Origin of the sequence: Microbacterium sp. MYb62, assembly GCF_002979475.1 — a bacterium.
Classification (GTDB): domain Bacteria; phylum Actinomycetota; class Actinomycetes; order Actinomycetales; family Microbacteriaceae; genus Microbacterium.
This window is the reverse complement of the sequence record NZ_PCOY01000010.1, coordinates 44,057-67,987: the sequence shown is the minus strand read 5'-3', so window position 1 is coordinate 67,987 and position 23,931 is coordinate 44,057. Positions and strand designations below refer to the sequence as shown.

General features: G+C 69.4%; 26 protein-coding genes. 14 read left to right on the top strand and 12 right to left on the bottom strand.

Going from position 1 to position 23,931, the window contains the following annotated elements:
- Positions 1 to 81 precede the first annotated feature (81 nt).
- A complete protein-coding gene (locus tag CQ042_RS11885) occupies positions 82 to 867 on the top strand; it encodes a DNA/RNA non-specific endonuclease (protein ID WP_105670733.1) in 786 nt (261 codons plus the stop codon).
- 14 nt (positions 868 to 881) lie between these two features.
- Here CQ042_RS11885 and CQ042_RS11880 read toward each other — a convergent pair whose 3' ends face one another.
- The 4 genes from CQ042_RS11880 to CQ042_RS11865 form a co-directional block, all read right to left on the bottom strand.
- Complete coding sequence (locus CQ042_RS11880) at positions 882 to 1,388, bottom strand: MarR family winged helix-turn-helix transcriptional regulator (protein WP_105670688.1); 507 nt, start codon at positions 1,386 to 1,388, stop codon at positions 882 to 884.
- A gap of 54 nt (positions 1,389 to 1,442) precedes the next feature.
- A complete protein-coding gene (locus CQ042_RS11875) occupies positions 1,443 to 1,931 on the bottom strand; it encodes a MarR family winged helix-turn-helix transcriptional regulator (RefSeq protein WP_105670687.1) in 489 nt (162 codons plus the stop codon).
- On the bottom strand, positions 1,900 to 3,627 hold the full coding sequence (locus tag CQ042_RS11870) for a DHA2 family efflux MFS transporter permease subunit (protein WP_105670686.1): 1,728 nt from the start codon (positions 3,625 to 3,627) through the stop codon (positions 1,900 to 1,902). Before CQ042_RS11870 ends, CQ042_RS11875 begins: the two co-directional genes overlap by 32 nt.
- Positions 3,628 to 3,693: 66 nt before the next feature.
- On the bottom strand, positions 3,694 to 4,542 hold the full coding sequence (locus CQ042_RS11865; protein ID WP_105670685.1) for an SDR family oxidoreductase: 849 nt from the start codon (positions 4,540 to 4,542) through the stop codon (positions 3,694 to 3,696).
- 64 nt (positions 4,543 to 4,606) lie between these two features.
- On the opposite strand from CQ042_RS11865, the gene CQ042_RS11860 reads away from it, so the two are divergent.
- Complete coding sequence (locus CQ042_RS11860; protein ID WP_105670684.1) at positions 4,607 to 5,257, top strand: TetR/AcrR family transcriptional regulator; 651 nt, start codon at positions 4,607 to 4,609, stop codon at positions 5,255 to 5,257.
- 7 nt (positions 5,258 to 5,264) lie between these two features.
- On the opposite strand, the gene CQ042_RS11855 is transcribed toward CQ042_RS11860, so the two are convergent.
- Positions 5,265 to 6,251, bottom strand: coding sequence for a DMT family transporter (locus tag CQ042_RS11855; RefSeq protein WP_258132237.1), 987 nt, complete (start codon positions 6,249 to 6,251; stop codon positions 5,265 to 5,267).
- A gap of 33 nt (positions 6,252 to 6,284) precedes the next feature.
- Between CQ042_RS11855 and CQ042_RS11850 the strand changes: the two genes are divergently transcribed.
- The 6 genes from CQ042_RS11850 to CQ042_RS11825 all read left to right on the top strand — a co-directional run bounded on the left by CQ042_RS11850 (position 6,285) and on the right by CQ042_RS11825 (position 10,115).
- A complete protein-coding gene (locus CQ042_RS11850) occupies positions 6,285 to 6,899 on the top strand; it encodes a TetR/AcrR family transcriptional regulator (protein WP_105670682.1) in 615 nt (204 codons plus the stop codon).
- A gap of 46 nt (positions 6,900 to 6,945) precedes the next feature.
- A complete protein-coding gene (locus tag CQ042_RS11845) occupies positions 6,946 to 7,689 on the top strand; it encodes a GntR family transcriptional regulator (RefSeq protein WP_219844850.1) in 744 nt (247 codons plus the stop codon).
- Complete coding sequence (locus CQ042_RS11840) at positions 7,686 to 8,534, top strand: sulfite exporter TauE/SafE family protein (RefSeq protein ID WP_105670680.1); 849 nt, start codon at positions 7,686 to 7,688, stop codon at positions 8,532 to 8,534. The genes CQ042_RS11845 and CQ042_RS11840 overlap by 4 nt, the downstream gene beginning before the upstream one ends.
- Positions 8,531 to 8,842, top strand: coding sequence for a DUF1634 domain-containing protein (locus CQ042_RS11835; protein WP_105670679.1), 312 nt, complete (start codon positions 8,531 to 8,533; stop codon positions 8,840 to 8,842). Before CQ042_RS11840 ends, CQ042_RS11835 begins: the two co-directional genes overlap by 4 nt.
- A gap of 97 nt (positions 8,843 to 8,939) precedes the next feature.
- Complete coding sequence (locus CQ042_RS11830; protein ID WP_146115388.1) at positions 8,940 to 9,215, top strand: helix-turn-helix domain-containing protein; 276 nt, start codon at positions 8,940 to 8,942, stop codon at positions 9,213 to 9,215.
- A gap of 9 nt (positions 9,216 to 9,224) precedes the next feature.
- Positions 9,225 to 10,115, top strand: a complete 891-nt coding sequence (locus tag CQ042_RS11825; RefSeq protein WP_105670677.1) for an alpha/beta fold hydrolase — start codon at positions 9,225 to 9,227, stop codon at positions 10,113 to 10,115.
- A 27-nt stretch (positions 10,116 to 10,142) separates the two neighbouring features.
- Here CQ042_RS11825 and CQ042_RS11820 read toward each other — a convergent pair whose 3' ends face one another.
- Positions 10,143 to 10,904 (bottom strand): glycosyltransferase family 2 protein, encoded by a 762-nt coding sequence (locus tag CQ042_RS11820; RefSeq protein ID WP_105670676.1) that lies wholly within the window; start codon positions 10,902 to 10,904, stop codon positions 10,143 to 10,145.
- 84 nt (positions 10,905 to 10,988) lie between these two features.
- Here CQ042_RS11820 and CQ042_RS11815 point away from each other — a divergent pair, with 84 nt between their 5' ends.
- Complete coding sequence (locus CQ042_RS11815; protein ID WP_105670675.1) at positions 10,989 to 11,702, top strand: HAD family phosphatase; 714 nt, start codon at positions 10,989 to 10,991, stop codon at positions 11,700 to 11,702.
- Here CQ042_RS11815 and CQ042_RS11810 read toward each other — a convergent pair.
- Both CQ042_RS11810 and CQ042_RS11805 read right to left on the bottom strand, forming a co-directional pair.
- Complete coding sequence (locus CQ042_RS11810; protein ID WP_105670674.1) at positions 11,608 to 14,766, bottom strand: right-handed parallel beta-helix repeat-containing protein; 3,159 nt, start codon at positions 14,764 to 14,766, stop codon at positions 11,608 to 11,610. The two genes, CQ042_RS11815 and CQ042_RS11810, sit on opposite strands and share 95 nt — an antisense overlap.
- A 112-nt stretch (positions 14,767 to 14,878) precedes the next feature.
- Positions 14,879 to 15,130 (bottom strand): hypothetical protein, encoded by a 252-nt coding sequence (locus CQ042_RS11805; protein ID WP_105670673.1) that lies wholly within the window; start codon positions 15,128 to 15,130, stop codon positions 14,879 to 14,881.
- A gap of 92 nt (positions 15,131 to 15,222) precedes the next feature.
- Here CQ042_RS11805 and CQ042_RS20485 point away from each other — a divergent pair, with 92 nt between their 5' ends.
- From CQ042_RS20485 to CQ042_RS11785, 4 genes are all read left to right on the top strand, one after another.
- The gene (locus CQ042_RS20485; protein ID WP_181157549.1) at positions 15,223 to 15,816 is read left to right on the top strand and encodes a TetR/AcrR family transcriptional regulator; all 594 of its coding nucleotides are present in this window, start codon (positions 15,223 to 15,225) and stop codon (positions 15,814 to 15,816) included.
- Positions 15,817 to 15,900: 84 nt separating this feature from the next.
- Positions 15,901 to 17,067: a sensor histidine kinase gene (locus CQ042_RS11795; RefSeq protein ID WP_181157548.1), complete on the top strand. Its 1,167-nt coding sequence runs from the start codon at positions 15,901 to 15,903 to the stop codon at positions 17,065 to 17,067.
- Positions 17,064 to 17,720, top strand: a complete 657-nt coding sequence (locus CQ042_RS11790; RefSeq protein ID WP_105670671.1) for a response regulator transcription factor — start codon at positions 17,064 to 17,066, stop codon at positions 17,718 to 17,720. Before CQ042_RS11795 ends, CQ042_RS11790 begins: the two co-directional genes overlap by 4 nt.
- A gap of 95 nt (positions 17,721 to 17,815) precedes the next feature.
- Positions 17,816 to 18,916 (top strand): hypothetical protein, encoded by a 1,101-nt coding sequence (locus CQ042_RS11785; protein WP_105670670.1) that lies wholly within the window; start codon positions 17,816 to 17,818, stop codon positions 18,914 to 18,916.
- 25 nt (positions 18,917 to 18,941) lie between these two features.
- On the opposite strand, the gene CQ042_RS11780 is transcribed toward CQ042_RS11785, so the two are convergent.
- From CQ042_RS11780 to CQ042_RS11765, 4 genes are all read right to left on the bottom strand, one after another.
- The gene (locus CQ042_RS11780) at positions 18,942 to 19,313 is read right to left on the bottom strand and encodes a hypothetical protein (RefSeq protein WP_105670669.1); all 372 of its coding nucleotides are present in this window, start codon (positions 19,311 to 19,313) and stop codon (positions 18,942 to 18,944) included.
- Positions 19,314 to 19,415: 102 nt separating this feature from the next.
- Complete coding sequence (locus CQ042_RS11775; RefSeq protein WP_146115387.1) at positions 19,416 to 20,849, bottom strand: thioester domain-containing protein; 1,434 nt, start codon at positions 20,847 to 20,849, stop codon at positions 19,416 to 19,418.
- A gap of 184 nt (positions 20,850 to 21,033) precedes the next feature.
- Entirely contained in the window at positions 21,034 to 22,533 is a 1,500-nt protein-coding gene (locus tag CQ042_RS11770; protein WP_105670667.1) for an arylsulfatase, read from the bottom strand.
- Positions 22,534 to 22,619: 86 nt separating this feature from the next.
- Positions 22,620 to 23,513, bottom strand: a complete 894-nt coding sequence (locus CQ042_RS11765; protein WP_105670666.1) for a formylglycine-generating enzyme family protein — start codon at positions 23,511 to 23,513, stop codon at positions 22,620 to 22,622.
- Positions 23,514 to 23,592: 79 nt separating this feature from the next.
- Here CQ042_RS11765 and CQ042_RS11760 point away from each other — a divergent pair, with 79 nt between their 5' ends.
- Entirely contained in the window at positions 23,593 to 23,898 is a 306-nt protein-coding gene (locus tag CQ042_RS11760) for an NIPSNAP family protein (protein WP_105670732.1), read from the top strand.
- Positions 23,899 to 23,931 lie beyond the last annotated feature (33 nt).

Genomic DNA, 23,931 nt, shown 5'->3' with positions numbered 1-23,931 from the left:
TTGACCTATGTCAAAAGATCTGCGCCGCGGGTGGGGGACTTCGGGGGTGCGCGCGTCGGAGGCACCGTGCACGATGGGGGCATGACCGACGGTTACGACGCGGACTTCCTCGGGGCCCGACTCCCCCTCCCTCGCCCTGTCCAGGAGGTGCGCGCCCTTGCGTACCCCCGGTTCACGGTGCTGCTCGACCCCGTGCGGCGACTCGCGGCGGTGACGGCAGTGAACATCGACGGCGCCAGCCTGCGCAACCTGCCGCGCAGCGGCGAGTGGCGGCTCGACGAGCGCGTCACGGCCGATGAGCAGACCGGCCCCGAGGTCTACGCACGCAACGACCTCGACCGCGGCCACCTGGTGCGCCGACGCGATCCGGGGTGGGGCGAGACTGAGGAGGCTCGCACGGCCACGGAGGCCACCTTCTTCTACCCCAACGCCGCGCCGCAGGCGGCCGACTTCAACCAGTCGAAGGAGCTCTGGCTGGGCCTGGAAGACCACGTGCTCACCTACGCCGAGACGACCGATCAGCGCGTCTCCGTGTTCACGGCACCAGTCCTCGCCGAGGACGATCCGCCCTATCGCGGTATCCGCGTTCCCCTCCGGTTCTGGAAGGTCGCCGCATGGGCAGGCCCGGACGGCCTCGCCGCGGCGGGCTTCGTGCTGGATCAGTCCGCACTGGTGGACACCGGGCAGGAGACACTCACCGTCCCGCCCCTCGGGACCTTTCGCACGTTCCAGGTCCCGATCATCGACATCGCCACCATGACGGAGGTCTCCCTCGGGCCGCTGATCGATGCAGATGTGCTCACCGCGCCGGGCGCGCGCGGATCCGGATGGCGGATGCTCGACTCATCACGCGACATCATCCTGTGATCAGCCGCTCCCCCTCAGCCGCCGAGGCCCGCCAGCAGGTCGGCGAAGTGATCGAGATCGGCGGCCGTCCAGTTGCGGAGTCGCTCGCCGATGCGCCCTTCGTAGCGCGAGCGGGCGAGAGCCACGCGTTCCTGCGCGAGGTCGGTCGCCACGAGGACGCGGGCGCGGCGATCCTCCGGGTCGGGGACGCTCTCGACGAGGCCCAGCTGTTCCAGCTGTCGCACCTGACGGCTCACCGCCGACTTGTCGGTCTGCAGCCGTTCGATGATCGCACCGGCCGAGGTCGCCTTGCCCGTCGCGATGGAGGTCAGCACCTGGTAGCCGAGGGGCTGCAGGTCGGGATGCACGGTGGCCGCGGCCTCACGCCAGCCGATGCGGATCCGCGCGAAGAGTCGCCCGAGCTCCTGTTCGACCCTGGTGACGGCCTGATCGAGTTCCGCGTCTCCCAGCCGGCCCGTCGCGGCGGCGGATGCCGGGACCTCGGCGGGGGCATCGGAAGGGGCGTCGGAAGAGGCGCTCATGCTCGCCAGTGTACGGCGAAGCCCCGCCGTCGATCGTGACGGCGGGGCTTCGGGTCAGACCTCGGCGAGCAGCCGGAAGGCCTTGGAGGCCGCCTGGATCTCCTCGGGAGTCAGCTCGTCGATCACCGCCTGCAGACGCGTGCCGTATTCGCGGCGGACCTCGGCGAGCGCTGCGCATGCCGAGGGCGTCGCGCTCAGCACCCGGAGTCGTCCGTCGCGCACGTCGGGGTGCGACTCGAGGAGCTCCAGCTCCTCCAGCATCCGCACCTGGCGGCTGATGACCGACTTGTCCATCTCGAACCGCTCAGCGAGCTCATGCGCGTTCGCGGTCCCGGCCCGATCGATGAAGGTGAGCAGCTTGTAGCCGGCCACCTGCAGCTCCGGGTGGACCCGGGCCGCGGATTCCCTCCACAGCGACCGGGTCCGCGCGAAGATGAGGTTCAGGTGCGCCTGCAGATCACCGAGCGCGCTGTCGACATCCGACGGCACGACCGCTCCCGAGGCCATGACCTCAGCGCTCCCCGCCCCGGTCTTCGCGCTCACGGTCTTCCCGCTCGAGGACGCGGACCGAACCGGTCGTCGGCGCGGTGCTCGCACCTTCGAGGCGGATGGCTCCGGTGGAGAGCGAGGCGCCGACCTCGGCCTCGGAGACCTCGATCACCGATTCCTCGGCCTGCTCGAGCATCTGCTCTGCGGCGTTCTTCGTCGACAGCGGCTTGTTCTTGATGAACGCGATCGCGATGATGGCGATCACGGCGAGCGGGATCGCGATGATGAACGAGTCCGCGATGCCGTGGCCGTACGCGCTCTCCACGATCGCGCGGATCGTGTCGGGCAGCTGTCCCACCTTCGGCACGTCGCCGGATGCGAGGTGCTGCAGCGCGTCGATCTCGTCCGGCGTCGTCGGCGTGAATCCCTTGAGGGCGTCGGTCATGTAGGTGGCGACGCTGGTCGACAGCAGCGAACCCATCACGGTGACGCCGATGGTGCCGGCGATCGTGCGGAAGAAGTTCACGTTCGACGAGGCGGCGCCCAGCTGCTGCGGAGCGGTGTCGTTCTGCACGATGAGCGTGAGGTTCTGCATGACCATGCCCAGACCGGCGCCGAGGACGAACATGTAGACGGCGACCAGCGGGAACGGAGTGTCGTAGCGGAGGGTGGCCATCAGGCTGACGCCGACGGTCGCGAGGACAGAGCCTGTCAGCATCCAGCCCTTCCACTTGCCGAAGCGGCTCACGAGCTGGCCGATGATGATCGACGCCCCCATCTGGCCGATGATCATCGGGATGGTCATGAGGCCCGACTCGGTGGGCGTGGCGCCACGGGCCAGCTGGAAGTACTGCGCGAGGAACACCGAGGTGGCGAACATCGAGACGCCGATGGCGATCGAGGCGATGACCGAGAGGGTGAAGGTGCGGTTGCGGAACAGCGTCATCGGGACGATCGGTTCCTTGACGAAGAACTCGACCGTGATGAACGCGGCGATCGCGACACCGGCGGTGACGGCGAGCATGATGCTCGTCGAGGAGTCCCAGTCGAACTGGCTACCGCCCATGGAGACCCAGATGAGGAGTGTCGAGACACCCACGGCGAGGAGCACGATGCCGAAGTAGTCGATCGACACCTTGGTGTCACGCTGCGGCTTGGGCAGGTGCAGCGTGAACTGCAGCAGCACGAGGGCGAGGATCGCGAACGGCACGCCGACGAAGAAGTTGGAGCGCCAGCCCCACACGTCGGTGAGGAGTCCGCCGAGCAGCGGCCCGCCGATGGTGCCGAGAGCCATGATGCCGCCGACCACTCCCATGTACTTGCCGCGCTCACGCGGGGAGATGATGAGGGCCACGGCGATCATCACGAGCGACATCAGGCCGCCGACGCCGATGCCCTGGATGACGCGGACCGCGATGAGCATGTTCGTGTCGGTCGAGAAGCCGGCGATCACGGTGCCGACCGTGAAGAGGATGAGGGAGATCTGGACGAGGACCTTGCGGTCGACGAGGTCGGCGAGCTTTCCCCAGATCGGGGTCGAGACGGCCGTCGCCAGAAGGCTTGCAGTGATGACCCAGGTGTACTGGGACTGCGTGCCGCCGAGGTCGGCGATGATGACCGGCATCGAGGTCGACACCACGGTGCCCGAGAGCACGGCGACGAACATGCCGACGACGAGGCCGGAGATCGCGGTGAAGACCTCACGAGCCGAACGTGTCGTCTCGAGGGGTGCGGATGGGGTGTTTGTCACGTGTTGACGCTCCTGCGTAGAAAGTTGATCGAGGTCAACCATACGCCGGTAGTTGCCAAAGCGCAACTATTGCACGACGCGGCGTGATTCGCGCACCAGGGTCACGATCTCGCGCGGGCTGTAGCGCAGGAAGACCCGCTGCGGCCGCGCGCCGCGGACCAGCGCATCCGTCCCGCCGTCGCAGTACACGACCTGCCCGGTCATGAACCGGTTCTCGGGCGAGACCGCATGGGCGAGCAGCGCAGCCACGGGAGCGATCGGGCCCGGCGCCCCCATCGGCTGCGGGAGCGCCGTCTCCAGCAGACGCCGTTCCTGCTCCCAGGTGCGCATCACGACCTCCGTCCCGATGATCCCCGGCGCCACGGCGTTGAGGACGACCCCGCGGCCGGCCCACTCGGCCCGCACGGACGCGGAACGGACCCAGTGGTTGAGCGCGATCTTGCTGGACCGGTAGAGCTGACTGCCCTTTCTGCGGCGGATCAGTCGGCGGGCGACGTCGAGCGCCTTCGCCTCCTGGCCGCGCAGGCACGCACGCACCAGCGCGTCACTCCCGCGATTCAGAGTGGAGGACGACGAGACGACCACCGCCGCGGGTGCGGATGACCGCGCGAGGAGCGGACCCAGTCCTTCCAGCACGGCGATGGTGCCGAAGTAGTTCAGGGCGACCGTCTCCACCCGCGGCGCACCGATGCCCGCTGCGGCGACGACGCCGTCCACGCAGCCTCCGCTGAGAGAGCCGACCTCCGCGAGAAATCGCGCGCGCCCCTCCCCCGTCGCCAGATCCGCACGGACGTCGACCTCGTCGCCGACGCCGCAGGCGATCACCCGCCCCTGCACGGCGAGGAGGTCCGCCACCGCTCGTCCGAGACCTGAATCCGCTCCCGTCACGACGTACGCCCGCGTGCTCGTTTCCATATCGACATCATGGATCAAAGATTGCAGATCTGCAATCTTTGATCCCTGAGTCTAGACTCGACGCATGCCCCAGGCGCCGGAAAACGGACACGACGCGCGCCGGAAGCGCACGCACCAAGCGCTGCGCGACAGCGCATCCCAGCTCTTCGAGACGCGCGGCTACGAGGCGACGACGGTGGCGGAGATCGCCCGCCACGCCGAGGTCTCCGAGCGCACGTTCTACGTGCATTTCCCCTCGAAGGAAGACCTCCTCTTCGCGCACGTCGACGACTTCGCCGCACTCGCCTGGCGCGTCGCCCACGAGACCGGATCCGCCCACGCCGCCGATCGGGTGCACGCGGCCATGCGAGCGCTGATCGATGCCGCATCCACCGAAGAGGCCGTCACCCGACAGGCCGCCATCCGCGCAGCCCTCGGAGCACGAGGCGAGCTCCCCCGCTCCCTCGCCAACCGGCTGATGAACCTCGCACGGGGACTCGCCCTGCGGATCTCGGCCGACACGGGCTCTGCACTCGCGGATGTCGCCCCCATGGTCGGCGCCGCGCTCGGAGCCATCGAGGGCGCCGGTCTCGACGGCGCACTCCGCGTCGACGCGATCGACGTGCGGCGCGAAGCGATGATCCGGGCCCTGGATGCCGCGCTTCACGGGTTCCGCGCCCTGGACGCCGAGCACCCCGCGAGCGACGAGCCGCGACGGCATCCACATCGCCCGTGACCTCGTTTCACGATCCCGGCGCCGAGCACGCCGCAGGCAGCTCCGAGGCAGGACTGGCCGACGCCGACGTTCGTCTTCCTGACGGCGCCGGCGAGCGCGAGGATCGCGCCCCGCTCACGAGGACCGCCGCCACTCCCGCCGCACAGAGCACGAATCCGAGGAGCGTGACCGGCGTGAGCGGTTCGCCGAGGAGGAGCGCCCCCGCGAGCGCCGTCGCGGGGGCGATGAGGAAGAGCAGGGCGTTCAGCGCCGTGACGCCCACCCGCCGCAGCAACCACCAGTACAGGCCGTACCCGGCGAGCGTCGGGAACGCCGCCGCGAACCCGGCGGCGAACCAGAAGGAGGCGGACGCGGGCGGGCCGAGCGCGCCGAACACGGCAGCGACGGGGATGAGGGCCACGGTGGTCACCGTCACGTGGATGGTCAGCGTGAGGAGCATGCCCGTGCGCGGGGCGGACCGACGCTGGAGGAACGTGCCGACGATGAGACAGGCCATCGCCGACGCGGGCCAGAGATAGGCGGCCGGGTGCGCCGTCGAGTCGTCGAGCTGCGAGCGCACCACCAGGAGCACCCCTGCCGCGCCGACCAGGAGTCCGACCCACTGCGCCCCGCGCACCCTCAGTCCGAGAAGCGGCCCGACGAGGACCGCGACGATGAGCGGCTGCACGGCGTCGATCAGGGCGGTGGTGCCGGTGGCGACGCCGGACGCGATCGCCGCATACACGGCGGTGCAGTATCCGAACTGGGCGAAGAGTCCGATGAGCGCCTGGCGCCCGATATCGATTCGCGCGACCCCGCGCGCCGCACCACTGAGCGCGACGACCATGAGCAGGATCGCCGCGAGGGGCACGAACCGCCAGACGAGCAGGGTCAGCGGCGCGGCCTCGGCCGCGGCGATCGCCGGCACGAGGAAGCCCGAGCTCCACGTCGCGACGAACGCCACGGCGGCCGCGATGGTCACACCGAGATGGAGTATACCGATCTGTTTACTCATCTCCCCGACTATACAGGTAGGTATACTCACCTCATGGCACCCTCCACCCCCGTCCCCGAGCTCGCCCCCCTCACTCCGGGCGCCACCCGCGTGCTCGACGCCGCCTCCCGCCTCTTCTACGAGCGCGGCATCCACGCCGTGGGGGTCGACACGATCGCGGAGGCGGCAGGGGTCACGAAGAAGACGCTCTACGACCGGTTCGGCTCGAAGGAGGCGCTCGTCGTCTCCTACCTCCAGCACCGCGACGCACGCTGGCGCATCCATCTCGCGGAACACCTGTCCCGCGTGCCCGACCCCGGAACGGACCGCATCCTCGCCGTGTTCGATGCCGCCATCGCCTGGTCGGACGAGAACAGCCCGAAAGGATGCAGCGCCATCAATGCGCGCGCCGAGATCGGCGACGGACACGACGGCCACCCGGTCTTCCCCGAGGTCGCCCGCCAGAAGACGTGGCTGCTCGCGCTGTTCGCCGAGCTCTGCCAGGAAGCCGGCGCATCCGACGCGGATCTGATGTCGAAGACGATGATGCTGCTGTACGAGGGGGCGATCGTCACGGTCGGCATGGAGACCTTCGACGAGCCTTTCGCGGTGGCGCGGCGCCTGGCGCGCGTGCTGCTGGAGCAGGATCCGGCACGGCAGTACAGCTAGCGGAACGTCGGCCGAACAGGTCAGGCGTTGTTGTTATAATAATATGATGTCGGCTTCCGCCATCCCTCTCTACGCACAGATCGAAGACGCCCTCGTCGCCCGGATCACGAGCGTCCTGCATCCGGGAGATCGCCTTCCCACCGAGGATCAGCTGATCGACGAGTTCGGAGTGAGCCGGATCACCGTTCGACGGGCCGTGCAGAACCTCGTGGCCCGCGGTCTGGTGGTGACCCGACCGGGACGGGGAGCGTTCGTCACGGCACCGAAGCTCCGCCAGCCGTTGACGGAGCTGACCGGATTCGTCGAGGACATGGAGGCGCACGGTCTGGCCGCCACGGCGCGCGTGCTCAGGGCGGAGGAGATCACCGCACCGCCGGAGGTCTGCACCGCGCTGGAGCTGCCGGCCGGGTCGACCGTGATGCTCATCGAACGCGTCCGCCTCGCGAACGGCACGCCGATCTCCTTCGATCGCACCCACCTTCCCCTCGAGCTCGGTCGGCGGGTGGCGGAAGAGGACCTCGCGAACGAACCGATCTTCGACGTTCTGGAGCAGAGACTCGCCACTCCGCTCCGGGAGGCGTCCTACGCCCTGCAGGCGGTAGCGGCGGATGCCGGCGTGGCCGAGCTGCTCGAGATGCGGGCGGGCGATGCCGTCTTCCGCATCGAACGCACGTCGTACACCGACGGCGGGCGGCCGGTCGATCACGAGGTGCTGCACTACCGCGGTGAGACCATCACCTTCACCACCCGCCTCCCGCGGCGTCCCACGTCGCCGGACGCCGCACGGTGAGCCCCGATCAGTTCCTCCTCCTCTTTGTGGCGGCGCTGGCGGCCGGCGCCCTGGGGAGCGCCCTGGGAATGGCAGGCGGCATCTTCATCGTCCCGATCCTGACGCTGTTCGCTGGAGCGCCCTTTCCCGTCGCCGTGGCGGTCAGTCTCCTCTCGGTGATCGCATGCTCCTGCGCCAGCGCCTCACCGTTCCTCGCCGCCGGATTGACGAACCTGCGCCTCGCGGTCGTCCTCGAGGTCGCGACCGCGCTCGGCGCTCTCGTCGGCATCCTGATGATCGGGATGTTCCCCCCACGGATCCTCTTCGCGATCTTCGCTGCGGTGCTGGTGGCCTCCGCGATCCAGATGCTCCTCGGTCGGCGCCCTCCACCCCCACTCCCCTCGGCCGGTGCGGATCGGAGGCTGCGTCTCGCTTCCTCATACACGGAACACGGAGGGACGACCGTCGCGTATCGCGTCTCGCGCGTGCCGCTCGGCCTGTCCTTCATGTTCGGCGCGGGACTGCTCTCCGCGCTGCTGGGCATCGGCAGTGGGGTGCTGAAGATCCCGGCGATGGATGCCGCCATGCGTCTGCCCCTCAAGGTGTCGTCGGCGACCGCGAACCTCACCATCGGGGTGACGGCATGCGGCGCCGCCGCCGCATACCTGCTGGCCGGGAACGTCGATCTGACGCTCACGACACCCATCGTCCTGGGTTCGCTCGCCGGCGCCGTCATCGGTGCTCGAGCCCTGGTCCGGATGGCGGGACCGGGGCTGCGCATCGCGTTCGTCGTCGTCCTGCTGGGCCTCGCGATCCCGATGACGTCGAGCGCGTTCGGCCTCACCGACCTCGGAGGGGTGTCATGACGGAGCTCCGGTCTGCCGACGAGGAAGACCGCGCGCTGCGCCGACGAATCGCGAGACTGATGCGCGGGGGCACCGGAGCGGCGGCCGCCCTCTTCGCGACCGGAGCGATCCTCGGGTGGGCAGGAGCGCCTCTCGTGTCGACCGCGATGCTCATCGCCGGATGCAGCACGCTCGTCCTCCTGCCGTTCACGCGGCTGCTCCTCATGCTGGGCGCGTTCGCCCGACGGAGGGACGCCCTCTACGTCGGCATCACCGCAACCGTGATCGTCCTCGTCATCGCTTCCGCCGCGACCGGGCTGCTCCGGTAGCGGCGCGGGGCACGGCCGCGCCCCCGGCTGCCTCGAAGGAGGGACCGGGGGCACGGCCGATCGGCTACGCGACGTAGTCGCCGATCAGGGAGCGATCGTGCTTGTAGGGCTCGTCGAGCGCGTGCGCCTCGATCCCGAGCCCCTCCGCCGCCGCCCGGATGCGGTCGCCGAGTTGGTCGGCGATTACTCCGGCATGAGTCGCGCGGCCGTCTCGTCAGCGGTGCGCACGCTCCTCGTCCACGGCATGATCACCCGCTCGGCATCCGCCACCGACGCAGGAACCGGATGCCCGACTCCACGAGCCCGCCCCGGAGACGAAGAGCATCACCTAGACCGGCGCGCGATCTTTCTGCACGGGCGTGCGGAGGAGTAGCTTTTCAGCGTGTCGACGGAATCGCGGAGTGAGCGGGCGCCCATCGCCCCGGCATCCCTCGACGCGGCCATCGGCGACATCGACTGGACGGTGCCGCCGTCAGGGTCGACGAGCTCACGGTTCTCCGCACCGAGCGGCGACCTGGCCGTGGTGTCGCTGGGCGATCCCGCGCATCCGCGCGTGGTCCTGGTGCCGGGGGCGACGGGGTCCAAGGAGGACTTCACCCTGATGCTGCCGCTCCTCTCGCAGGCCGGCTACTTCGTGCAGTCGTTCGACCTCGCGGGACAGTACGAGTCGCACGCGGCCGGCGCGGACGCGAGCTACACCTACGAGCTGTTCATCGGCGACCTCATCGCCTTCCTCGATGCCGGAGCACCGGCCCACCTGCTCGGGTACTCTTTCGCCGGCACGGTGGCGCAGTCGGTGGCGGTACGCCGCCCCGACCTGGTCCGCTCGCTCGCGCTCCTCACCACTCCGCCCGGCACCGGCAACGTCTTCGCGACGATGAAGTGGCTGGGGCCGCTCGCCCCGATCGCAAGCCCTCGCCGTGGCGCCGGACTGCTGATCTGGGGGATCGTGACGAACAAGAACCGCGTCCCGCCCGGGCGACTCGACTTCGTCCGCTCCCGGTTCGCACTCACGAGCCGCCGCAGCGTCGACGAGATCGTCGGCCTGATGATGACCGCACCCGATCTGCGGAGCGACGTGCGGGCGCTGAGCGTCCCCAAGCTCGTGGTCGCAGGCTCGCACGACCTCTGGCCGATCACCGCCCACGAGCGGTTCGCCCGCGACATCGGCGCGGACTTCCGCGCCTATGCGACCGGGCACAGCCCGAGCGAGACCACACCGCACCAGCTGACCGCGGATCTGCTCGGCCTCTACGCGCGCGCCGACGGCTGAGTCACCGCCCGAGCGCCGACGGCTGAGTCACCGCCCGAGCGGCGACTCGGTCGCCTGACGACGGGCCTGACGTCGGCGATGCAGAGTCTCGCGAGGCAGGTGCAGGCGAACGGTGGGTAGCACGTAGCTCAGCCGACGCCGCAGAGACGCCCAGTCCTGGAAGGGTCGCGCCGACACCTCGACGACCAGGCTCCGATCGCGCAGCACGGTCATCCCCGGTCGCACATGGAACGACAGGTCGAAGTCGTCGTGGATGTTCTGCTCCTCCCGATGCACCTCGCCGCTCAGTGCCCGCCAGGTGGAAGAGCGCATCGCCATGTTCGAGCCGAACAACGGCGCGTGTCCGAGCAGCGGGGTGAACACCGTGTACATGCCGCCGATGTAGAGGTGCTCCCCCACCCAGTGCACGAGCGGTGTCGAGCCGTAGAAGCGGGGGTCGCCCGTGAGGAAGTCGAGACCGTCGCGGTCGCGGAAGGTCCGCTCGATCCGCGCGATCCAGTCCGGCCCCGGGCGGGAATCGGCATCCAGCCTGGCGATGATGTCTCCCGTCGCCGCGTCGTAGCCGGCCGACGAGGCACGGGGGATCCCCTGGACGGGTTCGGTCACGACGTGCGCGCCGAAGCGCTCCGCCACGGCCACCGTGTCGTCGGTGCTGCCGTTGTCGACGACGACGACCTCATCGGCCCTGCGCGTCTGCTGCTCGAGGGCACGAAGGCAGCGCTCCAAGAGGATGGCGTCGTTCCGCACCGGGATGACTACGGAGACGGAACACGGGAAGACGGTCGTCATCGTTCTCCTGTCTGCGCGTCGCGTCACTCACGGACAGTCTCCATCGTTCGCACGCGGGCGTGTGGATTGAGCGAGGATGGACGCATGATCCGAGCCGTACTGTTCGACCTCGATGGCGTCATCCGGCACTTCGACCCCCGGTCCGTCGCCGAGATCGAGCTGCGGCACGGGCTGGCCGCCGGAACGCTCGAGGGCAGCGCATTCGCGAAGCCGCTGATCGACGAAGTCACCACCGGACGGATCACCCGGGCCGAGTGGGTACGTCGGGTCGGAGAGAGGGTCGGGAGCATGGCGGCCGCCGAGGAGTGGGGCACCCAACCCGCCACGGTCGACGACGCGGTGCTGGAGATCTCCGACGAGCTCCGCGCCTCGGGCCTCCGCACGGCCGTGCTCACCAACGGCACGGACACCATCCCGGCCGAGATCGAGGCGCACGGCATCGCCGACCGGTTCGATCGTTTCTTCAACTCCGCGCAGATCGGGTTCGCGAAGCCCGACGTCCGGGCATTCCAGCACGTCCTGGACGCGCTCGACACGACGGGCACCGAGGTGTTCTTCACCGACGACTCCCCCTCGAAGCTCGCCGGCGCGGCGCGCCTGTCGATGCGCACGCATCTCTTCACGGGGGCAGCCGGCCTCCGCGCCCAGCTCCTCGCGGCCGGCGTCGAGTTCCAGCAGCCGCGGGACGAGACCACGCGCGAGTTCAGAGGCGGGGCCGCCGCCGTCGTGCGAGGCCGAGCCCCATCAGCACGATCAGAATCCCCGCCGCAAGAGCGGTCGTGCTCTCCGCGCCCGTGATCGCGAGCCCGCCGCTGCTGCCGCTCCCGCCACCGCCTCCTGGCACAGGAGCCGCCGCGGCATTCCAGACACCCTGAGCGTCATTGTCGGTCGCCGACGCATCGGTATCCGTGTCGATCGTCGGCACGACGAGCGGGTTGTGGCGCTCGAAGACGACGTCGTCGAACCCGTCGCCGTCGAGGTCGCCGACGTCAGCCGGCGCGACGTAGGCGACGTCGCGCATCGTGCCACCGCCGCCCGGCACCGTGACGATCCGGGCCACGACGGTGATGACGGCCCCTTCGACCGCTGCCGGCAGGTCGTCGACGGATGTCGCGGTCGCTCCCGCGACGGCGTAGCCCTCGCCCGTCATCGACACGAGCTCGACCCCCTCGGGGAGGAGTTGCGTGACAGACCATCCCGCCGGTGCGGCCCGGGGGCCCGCGTTGTGCGGGGTGAGGGTCCACGTGATGGTGTCGCCGGAATTGATCACCTGGCCATCGTCGAGGTCGAGCGACTGCTGGAGCGACAGGTCGATGCAGTTCATCGGATAGAGGACAGGCGCCGCGGTCAGCTCCTCGACGGCCGCGCCTCCGCCGTCATAGAAGAGTGTGCCGTCGAGGTATCCGGTGGCCAGGCACGCGGACCCCCAGTCGTTGGGTTCGCCGTGATCTCGGGCATCCACGGCGACCGGTCCGTCGCCGGGAAGCGAACGCGCCGCCGCAGCGTCTTGCCCGACGACCGCGTTGGGGAAGGTCCGCACGGCGACGGAGTCCGGGTCGAAGGTGTTGCCGGTGACCAATACCGGGTCTCGCAGCGTCCGCCGCTCCGCTTCCGGATCAGTGGGATCCGCCGTGCCGACCACGATCGAAGTGCCCGTCCCGGTGAAGACGTTGCCCTGCACGCGAATGTCGGACGACGAGAAGGAACCGGGGGCCGCGCCGTCTTCCCAGAGGGGCGCGACCAGCACGCCGACGCCATCCGCGAGGTGATCGATGTCGTTGTCGGCGACGAGGAGGTCGTGAGCGCCACCCGCGACCACGACGTCCGCCTGACCGCTCACGGTGTTCCGCACGACCTGGGTGGCGGTCGTGCCCTGAAGCACGTGAATCCCGGCTCCGTTGTCGGTCATGACGTTGTCGTGGATGACGATGTCGTGGCTGATGCCGTTCGCGGGCGTCGTCACGACGAATGCGCCGACAGCAGCGTTGCCGGTGAACGTGGAGGAGCCGACATCCAGGTCTGAGACGCTGCGCCCATACAACGCCCGCTCCGCGACGTTGGCGACGACGGCGTTCGCGACTGACGCCCCGGCGGTCGCCGAGTAGAAGAAGCCGTAGGATCCGGCGTCGATCGACGCACGATCGACGTTCACGTCCTGCGAGCCGTAAGCCCGCAGGATCGCGGCACCCGTGACCGAGGTCGGTCCGGTGCGACCGTGGACGACGATGTCCTCCGCCTGCACGCCGACGGACTGGTGGATGACCAGAGCAGCGCCGGTCAGTCCGCCTTCCACATCGGAGATGGTGGCGTTCGTCACCCCGAGCAGGTAGATGCCGCTCGACGCGTCGGGCGCGCCATCGACCGTGACGCCCGAGATCGAGATGTCCGTGCGATCGGACTCGGCGGTGAACGACGACTGCGACCCGATCGCGTACAGGAATCCTGTCGCTGTCAGACCGGTGACGGTCACACGGCCGGCGTTGACGATGTTGATCCCGGTCCCGGCAACGCCCCAGGTGCCGGCGTCGAGCACAGCGTCCATGACGGAGGCTCCCTGCGTCGAGCCGAGGGTGATCGCTCCGAACGCGGTGATCGTCGGTGCGATGATCTCGGGGCCCTCCCCGACGTTGTCCACATGCGTCGTGATGCCGTACATCATGCCGATGATGGTCGGGGACTCGACTCGGACACCCGTCGCCCGCAGGAGGAGGATGCCCGTCGACAGAGTGGCACCCGCGCCCGCGATGTCGGCACGCACGACGTTCGCCCCGGTGGTGGCACCGAGCGCGATGCCCTCGCGTCCGGACCCCGTGATCGTCGCATCCGTGATCGTCGCTCCGGCCGAAGCGTTGGTGGTGGACGTACCGATACCGCGGGCGAAGCCGTCCACGGTCACGAGCTCCACCTCGGCCGCGCTCGAGTTCGCGAGGTCGATACCTGTCCCGGTGCCCTCCGTGCCGGTGACCTCGACGCCGGACACCCGCGGAGAGGATGTCGTTCCCAGATACAGCCCCGATACCGCCGACGAGAACGTCCCCCCGGTGACGACGATCCCGCCGGCGGTCGAGGCAGCCGTCACGGCCATGCCTGTCGCGACGCCGCGGATGTCGGCCTCGGTGACCGTCGCCGACGCCGTGGTCAGGTTGATGCCGTAGGACGAGACGACGCCGCCGCCGTCCATCGTGAACCCGTCGATGACGACTCCGGTCAGACCGGCCGCCACCTGAATGCCCGTCGGCCTGGCGACCGCGTTCGGATTCCGCACGGTCACGTCCCGGAGTACGACGGCGGCGCCCGTGACCGAGATGGTGGCCCCGGTGGAGGCGATGCCGATGGTGACGCCGTCGGCCAGTTGCAGTCCTCCCGCACTGACGGTGAACCGCGTGTAGAGCGTCGAGGCGGCGCTGGTATCGAGCGTCACATTGCGAGAGATCGCAAGCGCTCCCGTGAACGCGTAGTCATTGGGGACGAACGAGACGGTGCCCCCTTCCGGCGCGGTGGTGATCGCTGCCTGGAGGGTGAGCAGCGCGGTGTCGTCCGGCCGCTGCGCGGGGGTTCCCACCCACGCCATCCGGACGGTGTTGGCGTTCGGGATGAGGCCGGGCGCGGGCGGAGGCGGGAATTCCACGACGGATTCGTCCGGAACGGGTGGCGGCTCGTCGAGGCCGTCCGGGACGGGTGCACCGTCCGGAGGCTCCGGATCGCCGGTCGAGGAATCGTTCGGCGCGAGCAGCGCCGGAACCGGACCTCCGGAGGTCGGCACCGCCTCGGCCGCAGCAGGGCTGAGACCGACTCCGGCCGCGGTGAGGACGAGGGCGAAGAGCACCACGCCGAATCCGCGCGCGCCGGGATTGCGCTCCATCTGGCCCCCTCGTTCCGCACCGGGCCCGGCTATCCACCGGTGAGTGTTGAGCGTAGCCCTCGCCCCGCCGTCCGACCAGCCCCTTGTGCGAGGGTCGTCACGAGCCTCGGCATCAGCCGTTCCGGTGGGCCCTCCTCACGATCGCGGCGTAGAGCTGCAGCAATCTCGGCACGATCACGTACACCGCCAGCGGGATGATCACGACCGTCAATGCGAGCGCGCGCAGAACGGGATGCCACCCCTCGGCGAAGGATCCGAGGAGGACCAGACCGAGGGTGACGAGCGGGAAGATGGCCAGCCATGTCAGCGCGGCACGGACATGGATGGAGGGCACGGGCGTGGTGCCCGGCGGTCGAGAGGACATACAAACTCCAAACGGTTGGTTGGCTTTTTTGGAACCCTAGTCGCCGCAGATCAATACTGCAACCAACCAGTTGGTTTGTTAGGGTAGGCCCCATGGCATGGGACACGCAGCGCACACGCCGGCTCCTCCTCGAGGCGGCGACCGCGGAGTTCAGCGAGCGGGGACTGGCCGGAGGGCGGGTGGATCGCATCGCCGACGACGCCGGCATCAACAAGCAGCGGATCTACAAGTACTTCGGCAGCAAGGCCGAACTCTTCGACGAGGTCGTCGCGGGCGAGATGATCCGCGTCATGGCCCTGATCCCGATCGTCGGCACCGGCAGGGAGGCCGTGCTCTCCTACGCCCAGCGGATGGTGGAGCATCACCGCGATGACCAGACGCTCGCCCGTCTGCTCTTCTGGGAGAGCCTCGAGAACCGACCGCCGACGAACTCCACGGAACGCCTCGATCTCAGCCGCGAGAAGGTCGAGGCGCTGGCTGAGGCGGTGCCGGGTCTGCGCACGGAGGAGGCGGCGGAACTCGTCTTCTTCATCGTCGCCCTCGCCTGCAGCACGCCGATCCTCGGCCACGTCGATCGTCAGCTCGTCGGGGCGCAGGTCGACCACGGGCGCCGCCGGGATCTGATGACCGCGGCCGTCGCCGCCGTCCTCGATGCGCTCGTGGTCGACATCACTCGCACCGCGTGACGCCCCGCGCGCTCCGCCTTCCGCGACGCGCATCACCCGGACGGGTGACGCGCCGCCCCGAGCCTGCGTGAGAGCATGAGGGCGATGTGGTCCGAGACCTCGGCGACGAGCCCCGGTCGGCACGCGTGGTTGCGTGTCGACCTCATCGTCGCGCTCATCGCACTCGTGGTCCTGCTGCCCTCGAGCATCGCCCTGCTCACCGAGCCCGCCACCCGCCCCGACCCGCCGCTGCTCGCGACCGTGATCGGCCTCTGCCTGATCCTGCATGTCGCGACCTTCGTCGCGATCCGCCGCCCGGTCCTCGCCGCCGTGATCGCGAATGCGGCGATGTTCGTCCTCGTCCTGGTCTCCACCTTCGGCGCCGCATCCACTTCGTTCCTCCCCTCGTCCGTGGCCTACCTCCTCGTGATCGCCCAGGTCGCCGCGCAGTCGAGCAGAACCTTCCGCATCCTGGCGCTCGCAGCCGGAATCTTCGGAGCAGCCCTCATCGCGTTCGCCGAGCCGCAGTTCGACGACTTGCGACTCGGGGCATTCGCGGGTCTCAGCGGGGCGATCGCGGCCGCCTGGGCGATGGGGCTGGTCCTCCGCGTCCGACGCGATCAGGCGGAGGAGAGGACGAACACGCGCGTCGCACAGGCGATCTCCGACGAGCGGGCACGGATCAACCGGGATCTGCATGACGTCGTCGCCCATGCCATGACCGTGATGATCGCGCAGGCCGAGGTCGCCCGCGCCGTGCGAGAGGACGACCCGCACCGCAGCGACGCCGCCCTCACCATCGTCGTTGACACCGGGCGTACGGCGCTTCGGGGCATGCGCTCGGTCGTCGCCGACGATGCCCCGCTCGAGCCGCTGCCGACCGTCGACTCTCTCGGCGCCCTCGTGGAGAGCGTGCGCACTCCCTCGGTGCAGGCGCGGCTCGAGGAGTCGGGGGCGCGCGGCGACCTCCGTGCGGATGCCGCGCTGGCCCTGCATCATGCCGTGCGCGAGGCGCTCACCAACGCCGTCCGCCACACCGCGCCTCCCGTCGACATCGAGGTCCGTCTCGAATGGCAGCAGGGTGCCGTGCACGCGACTGTCCGCGATGACGGCGGCTCGGGCACCGTCCTGACCGACCTGGGCAGCGGCATCGGCCTGATCGGCATCGCGGAGCGGGTGCGGCTGGCCGGCGGTGTGCTCACCACGGAGCGGCGAGCGCCCCGGGGCTGGACCCTTCGTGTCGAACTGCCTGTGGAGAGGAGTCCTGCATGAGCCTGCGCGTGCTCATCGTCGATGACCAGGAGCTGCTGCGCTCCGCCATCGCGCTGATGCTCGACCGCGATCCGCGCATCGCGGAGGTGATCACTGTCGCCTCCGGTGAGGAAGCCGTCGCTCACGTGCGCGCACATGCCGTCGACGTGGTGCTGATGGACATCCGCATGCCGGGAATGGACGGGATCGCCGCGACCCGCGAGGTCCTGCGCATCCGCCCCACCGTACGGGTCCTGATCCTCACGACCTTCGATCTCGACGAGTACGTGTACGCGGCGATCCGAGAGGGCGCGAGCGGTTTCCTCACGAAGGACGCCACCCCGACGGACCTCGCGGATGCCGCCGCTGCGGTCGCGGCCGGCGAGTCGGTCATGTCCCCGCGCGCCACCACGGCGCTGATCGGCTTCGTCCGCGACGGCGCGCCCGCGGTGGACTCCGCCGCCGCGCTCTCGCAGCTCAGTCCGCGCGAGCAGGAGGTGGCCCGCGCCCTGGCGACGGGCGCGTCGAACGAGGACATCGCACGGAAGCTGTTCCTTTCCGCGAACACCGTGAAGACCCACGTCAAGGCCGTTCTCGCGAAACTCGGCGTCCCCGATCGGGTGCACGTCGTCATCTGGGCGTATGAGAACGGCGTGCTGCGCCCGCGAGCCTGATCCCGGCGGATACCCGTGCGAACTAGCCCACATGGGTGAGGGGAATGCCTCGTGCGGGAGAGGCCCGCCGTCACGGTCGTTTCTAGCGTGGAAGCATGTCCGCTCTCACCCGCACCTTCGTCCTTCTCGCCACCGCCGCCGGCGCCTTGACCGTCGCCATCGCCAGCCTGGTGATGATGCTGATCCCCACCATCGACGCGCCGCCTTCGAGTCTGATCGGCCACCTCGGCGCCGGCGTCGAGTTCGCCCTCTCCCTCACCGGAGCGCTGGCAGCCCTCCTCGTCACGGTGTTCGCGCTGATCGCGCAACTTCCCGCGCGCCGCGCCAGCGCGACCGGGTTCTCCCGGGCGGCTGCTCTCGTCTCGGCACTCCTGCTCGCGGTCTCGACGCCCGGCGGCATCATCCCCGCCGCCGGCTACACGTTCGCGATGACCGTCATCGTGGGAAGCACGGTCCTCGTCGTCTTGATCGCGCTCCGGCGCCCCTGGCTCGGCATCCTCCTCGCCGCCGTCGTCATCGGCGTCGTCGTGTACGCGGGGGTGAGCCTGGAATCCGCGCCCGTGGTGCCCCAGGTCATCGGCACGCTCGGGACGATGCTCCCGCACGTGGGGCTCGCCCTCGCCCACGTCGTCGCCGCCGCCGGTCTGCTCATCTGGACGATCGGCGAATCCAGCGGCGCACGAGGGGGTTTCGCGCGGGCCGTGCTCCGGCACCGCCGCGCGCTCACGATCGTCGCGGCCGCCTGCGCGCTCCCTTATGTGTTCACCCGGGCCACCTGGCTGACCCCGTGGCCGCTCTTCGGTGGAAGCGCCGAGCTGTTCGCCCAGGAGCCGGCCACCCGCGTCGTCGGCCTCGCACTCGGCGCGGGGATGCTGGCGGGCGGCGTGCTCACGATGGGCCTGATCCTGCCGTGGGGCGAGCGGTTCCCGCGGCTCTTCGCCGGCGTCGGCGGACGTCCGGTGCCTCCCGGCCTCGCGATCATCCCCGCAAGCGTCGTGAGCGTCCTGTTCACGGCCGCCGGGATCCAGTTCGCGCTCGAGGGTGCCGGGTCGATCGACGACACCCTGTACCTGCTCCTGATGTTCCCGTTCTGGCTCTGGGGGCCGCTCCTCGCGATCGCTACGTGGGGCTACGCGATGAACCGGATGGCGACTCTCACCGCCCCGGCGCTCGCTCTGTCCGAGAGCCGCCGCTGAGATGCGATATCAGCCGGGCCGCCGCTCAGCCGCAGAACGCCGCGGTCGAATCCTTGAGCTGCTCGATCGCCTCGATGGTCTCCGGCGACTGCAGATCGGCCATGCCGCCGATCTGCTCGGCGCCGGAGCGGATGAGGTCGCCCAGCTGCCCGTCGACATCGGCCGCGAGTCCATCGAGGGACGCGACGAGATCGGCGCGGGCCGCCTCCGCCTGCTCCACCGAGAGGTCGCCCTGATCCAGGAGGGCCTGGTACTGCCCGTACGCCTCGTCGATCGTCGCGCAAGTCGCCGGCACGTCGACGCCGAGGGCATCACCGGCCATCTGCGTCACCTGCGAGCACCCCGCAACGAGCAGACCCGCAGCGAGGACGAGGGGCAGGGCGATGATTCGGCGCATGGCTCGAGGGTAGCGGGGCGGGCTGAGGGCGGCCTGGTGATGGTGGTTGCGCGGTGGTCGGCGCTCCGGGTCCGCGAACCCGAAGCGCCGACCTCCGAGATCTCACCGGGGGATACGACCCGCGCTCGCCCGGCGGAGACGGATCAGCAGGCCCGTCGCCAGCAGGGCGAACCCGGCGAAGCCGAGAGCGCCGACCGCGGGGTCGAGGCCGGAGGCCGCAAGACCCGAGCCCTCCGCCGGGACGACCGGTTCGACCGGCTCGACAGGAACGGGTTCATACGCGTTCGTCACTGTCACCGCCACGGGCGCAGGCGCTTCCGCGTCGATGGTCACGGTCGCCGGCTCGATCGTCTGCGTGGTGAGTGTGACGGCCGCGTTCGCCCCGTTGGCCGGCTCGGAAACGGTGCACGACGCCCCGTCCGGGATTCCGGTGAAGACGATCGGGTCGGGCACCGTGACCCCCGCGGGAAGGACGGCGGTGTTCGGGATGCCTGGCGGCAGCCCCGGCGTGCAGTCGATCTGGATCGTGATGTCGCCCTGCAGTCCTGCACCACTCCCGGTGATCGTCTTCGTCACGCTGAGGGCCCCCGCGGCGTAGGGGGTCACGCGGACGCCGGCGCGGACCGGCAGCGTGGCGGTCTGGGCCAGGACGAGCTTCTGCGCTTCATCCAGGTCGGAGGATTCCGGGTCGTAGAGGTAGACCGTGCCCTGCGTCAGCGATGCCACGCCGGTGATGCGGAATCCGTTGATCGGCAGGTCGGGCCCAGTCCATCGGGCCCACAGCTGTGTGCCCGGCGGGATCGGATCGGCGTCCGTCACGGGCTGGGTGGCAGCCGCATCGAAGAACACCTCGACGCCGAGGGCGATGTCGAGGGTGCCGGTGACGTTGCCGGTCACCGTGAACGGCCCGACCACCTCGCCGGAGACGGGCACCTCCGCGGTGGCGGGATCGATGGCGAGCGTCGGCAGCGTGGGCTCGGGGAGTCCCCCGCTGTCGAGCGCATCCTGGACGACGAGCGCGGTCGCATTCCGGACGACCGGATCGGTGCCGGTCGCGAGCACGAATCCGTCGCTGAAATACCAGATGGCGGTCTGCACGGCGGCAACCTGCTGCGCCGGTGTGAGCGCCGAGATCGGATTCGTGGTGTCGAAGGGGAAGTAGTTCGTGAGGATGTAGTTGATGTAGGTGAGATGGGGCACGTTCGATTCGTCCCATTCCCCGATGGCATAGCCCGCGCCGACCCCCGTCTCCGTGCTGAAGTCGATGCAGTAGGCCGTGCCGGTCGCCCCCGTCGTCGGGTCGGAGATCGTGATCAGCTGCGGGCTGACGGCTTCGACCGAAGCACCCGTCGCCGGATACGGAGCCGGAGTCGGTCCCAGCGTGGTGAGCTCACCGGTCACGTTGGACGCATATTGGGACCCGGTGATCGTCACCTCCGTGATGAACCCGGCTTGGGGGGTCACCGGCTCCGGCGTGTAGATCGCGGCGGCCGGTAGCGCACCGACCAGGATCAGCGCCGAAGAGACGGCGGCCACCAGAAGTCCTCGCACCGCGAATGCGTGGTTGCGTTCCTGCTCTACTCGCATGTCGACTCCGCTCTCAGTTCCAGATCTGAGTACAGCGCCCCCGCACATCATGATCCTCGGTCCGCTCTCGCGCAAGACCCTAAATCGCGGAGCCCGCCGCCGCGCGGGGCGGCGGACTCGGAGTGGAGCAGAGTCAGGAGCTGCCGGTCGTCGAATCCAACTTCGCCATGACCTGATTGATCGTGAACGACGCCGACTCCTGCCGCGCGGGGAACTCCACGAGGCTCTGCAGCATGCGAGCGACATACGCCTGCGCCGGCACGAACAGGAAGACGTGATCGAGCACCCAGTCCCAGTACGTGTTCGAGGTGATGTCGGCCCGCTCGTACGGGTCGGTACGGAGGTTGAACAGCTTCGGGAATCGCAGCTCGATGTAGGGCTCCTGCCAGACCAGCAGCGTGCCGACGGCGCGCTGCTCGAGGAACACGACCTTCCAGTTCTCGAAGCGCAGCGCCGTGAGGTCGCCGTCATCCGAGACGTAGAAGAAGTGCCGCCGCGGGCTGTGTTCGACGGCGCCGGTGATGTAGTCGAGCTGGTTGTGCCCGTCGAGATGCACTGTGAAGTCGGTGCCGTGCAGTTGCGTCCCCGTCTTCAGGCGCTCGGCCACGTCGTCGTCTCCGGCGGCCGCCAGCAGCGTCACGAACCAGTCGTTGTGGCTGACGATGCCGTTGAGCGTCGTCCCCGCCGGGATGTGGCCCGGCCAGCGGACCATCGCCGGCACGCGGTAGGCGCCCTCCCAGTTGGAGTTCTTCTCGTTGCGGAACGGCGTCATGCCGGCATCCGGCCAGCTGTTCATGTGCGGGCCGTTGTCGGTGGAATACATGACGATGGTGTTCTCGGCGAGCCCGAGCTCGTCGAGCAGATCGAGCAGGCTTCCCACCACGTCGTCGTGGTCGAGCATCGTGTCGTGGTACTCCGACTGCCAGCGTCCGGCGCGCCCCTTGCTCTCCTCCTTGGTGTGGGTGCGGAAGTGCATGTGCGTCGAGTTGAACCAGACGAAGAACGGGGTGTCGTCGGCGGCCTGCGTGCGGATGAAGTCCGCGGCCGCGTCGCGGAACTCCTCGTCGACCGTCTCCATCCTCTTCTTCGTCAGCGGACCGGTGTCTTCGATGCGCTGGGTGCCGTCCTCGTTCGCCCAGGAGTGGAGCACGCCCCGCGGGCGGAACTTCTCACTGAACCCGGGGTACTCCTCGTCCGTCGGATAGTCAGGATGCTCCGGCTCCTCCTCCGCGTTGAGGTGGTAGAGGTTGCCGAAGAACTCGTCGAAGCCGTGCGCGGTGGGCAGATGCTCGTCGCGGTCGCCGAGGTGGTTCTTCCCGAACTGGCCGGTGGCGTAGCCGTGGTGCTTGAGCGCGTCGGCGATCGTGGGGTCCTCGGGCTGCAGCCCCAGCTTCGCACCCGGCATCCCCACCTTGGTCAGTCCGGTGCGGTACGGGTTCTGCCCGGTGATGAAGGCCGCGCGTCCGGCGGTGCAGCTCTGCTCGCCGTAGTAGTCGGTGAACTTCACGCCCTCATCGGCGATCCGATCGATGTTCGGCGTCCGATAGCCCATGAGACCGTCGGAGTAGGTGCTCAGGTTGCTGATGCCGATGTCATCGCCCCAGATGATGAGGATGTTGGGCTTGTCTGCCATGGGTGGCTCCTTGCGTCAACCGGTGAGATGGGGCGAATGCCCTCGGTCGAAGCCAAACAGTTCCCTGCGCAGAAGCCCAGGGAGCCTCACTCGGAGCGGGTGAGGCGGAACCCGATGTGCGACATGCCGGTGTCCTCGGCCTGCGGCGAGCGCGCGGCCGGACGGAAGCGCAGGCAGTAGTCCGGTGAGCACAGGTGCGACCCGCCCTTGAGGACGCGACGCGGGATGTCGGGGAACCCCTCCTGCGCGCTGGCAGCGGCCAGGAGGTTGGTCCGTTTGCCGGCGTCGACGGGAGTGTCGGAGAGGCGGATGTGCCGCGGGGTGTAGAAGTCGGTCGTCCACTCCCACACGTTCGCGATCATGTCGTAGAGGCCGTAGCCGTTCGGAGGGTACGAGCCGACCGGAGCCGTCCCGCCCACGCCCTGGTTGTCGTACGGGAAGCGCCCCAACCACGAGTTCGCCTGGGCGACGCCTCCGGGGTACGCCTCGTCGCCCCAGGCGAAGGGGGCACCGTCCGCTCCCCCGCGCGCGGCGTACTCGTGCTCGGCTTCGGTGGGCAGCCGCATCCCCGCCCAGTCGGCATACGCGACCGCATCCTCGAAGGCGACGTGCACGACCGGATGCTGCAGCCGATCGTCGATCGACGAGTCGGGCCCGAACGGCCGTCGCCAGAAGGCCCCGGGCTGCCAGCGCCACCAGTTGCGCCAGTCGCCCAGATTCGTCGGCCCGGCCGTCGGGGTGAACACCATCGCGCCGGGCACCAGGTCCGCAGGGTCCGCTCCCGGGAACCCCGCGGGGTCGAGCTCGCGCTCGGCGACCGTCACGTACCCCGTCGCGTCGACGAACTCCGCATACTGCTCGTTGGTCACCTGATAGCGGTCGATGAAGAACGGCGCGACCTCGCGCTGGTGGGCCGGGCGCTCATCCGGATAGAAGTCGTCCGAACCCATCAGGAACGTGCCGCCGGGGATGTGGACCATGTCGCGCGAGTTCGTCACGAGACTCAGCGTAGTGTCCGGGTCTCCGCCGCAGCCGGGTCGTTCTGCGAAGATCATCCGCATGATCACCATTCACCTGCGCTACGAGATCGACCCGGACAAGCTGGAGGAGTTCACCGAATACGGGCGACGGTGGATACGACTGGTGGCGAAGCACGGCGGCACCCATCACGGCTACTTTCTGCCGAGCGAGGGCGACAGCGACGAAGCCTTCGCGCTGTTCACGTTCCCCTCCCTCGCCGAGTACGAGACCTACCGCACGGCCTCGCGCACCGACCCGGAGTGCGTCGACGCGTTCGAGTTCGCACGTACGACGCAGTGCATCCGCCGCTACGAGCGCCGCTTCCTCAGCCCACTCTTCGAATAGGCGGCGCCGCCCCACGGCGGGTCCGGTCGCCAG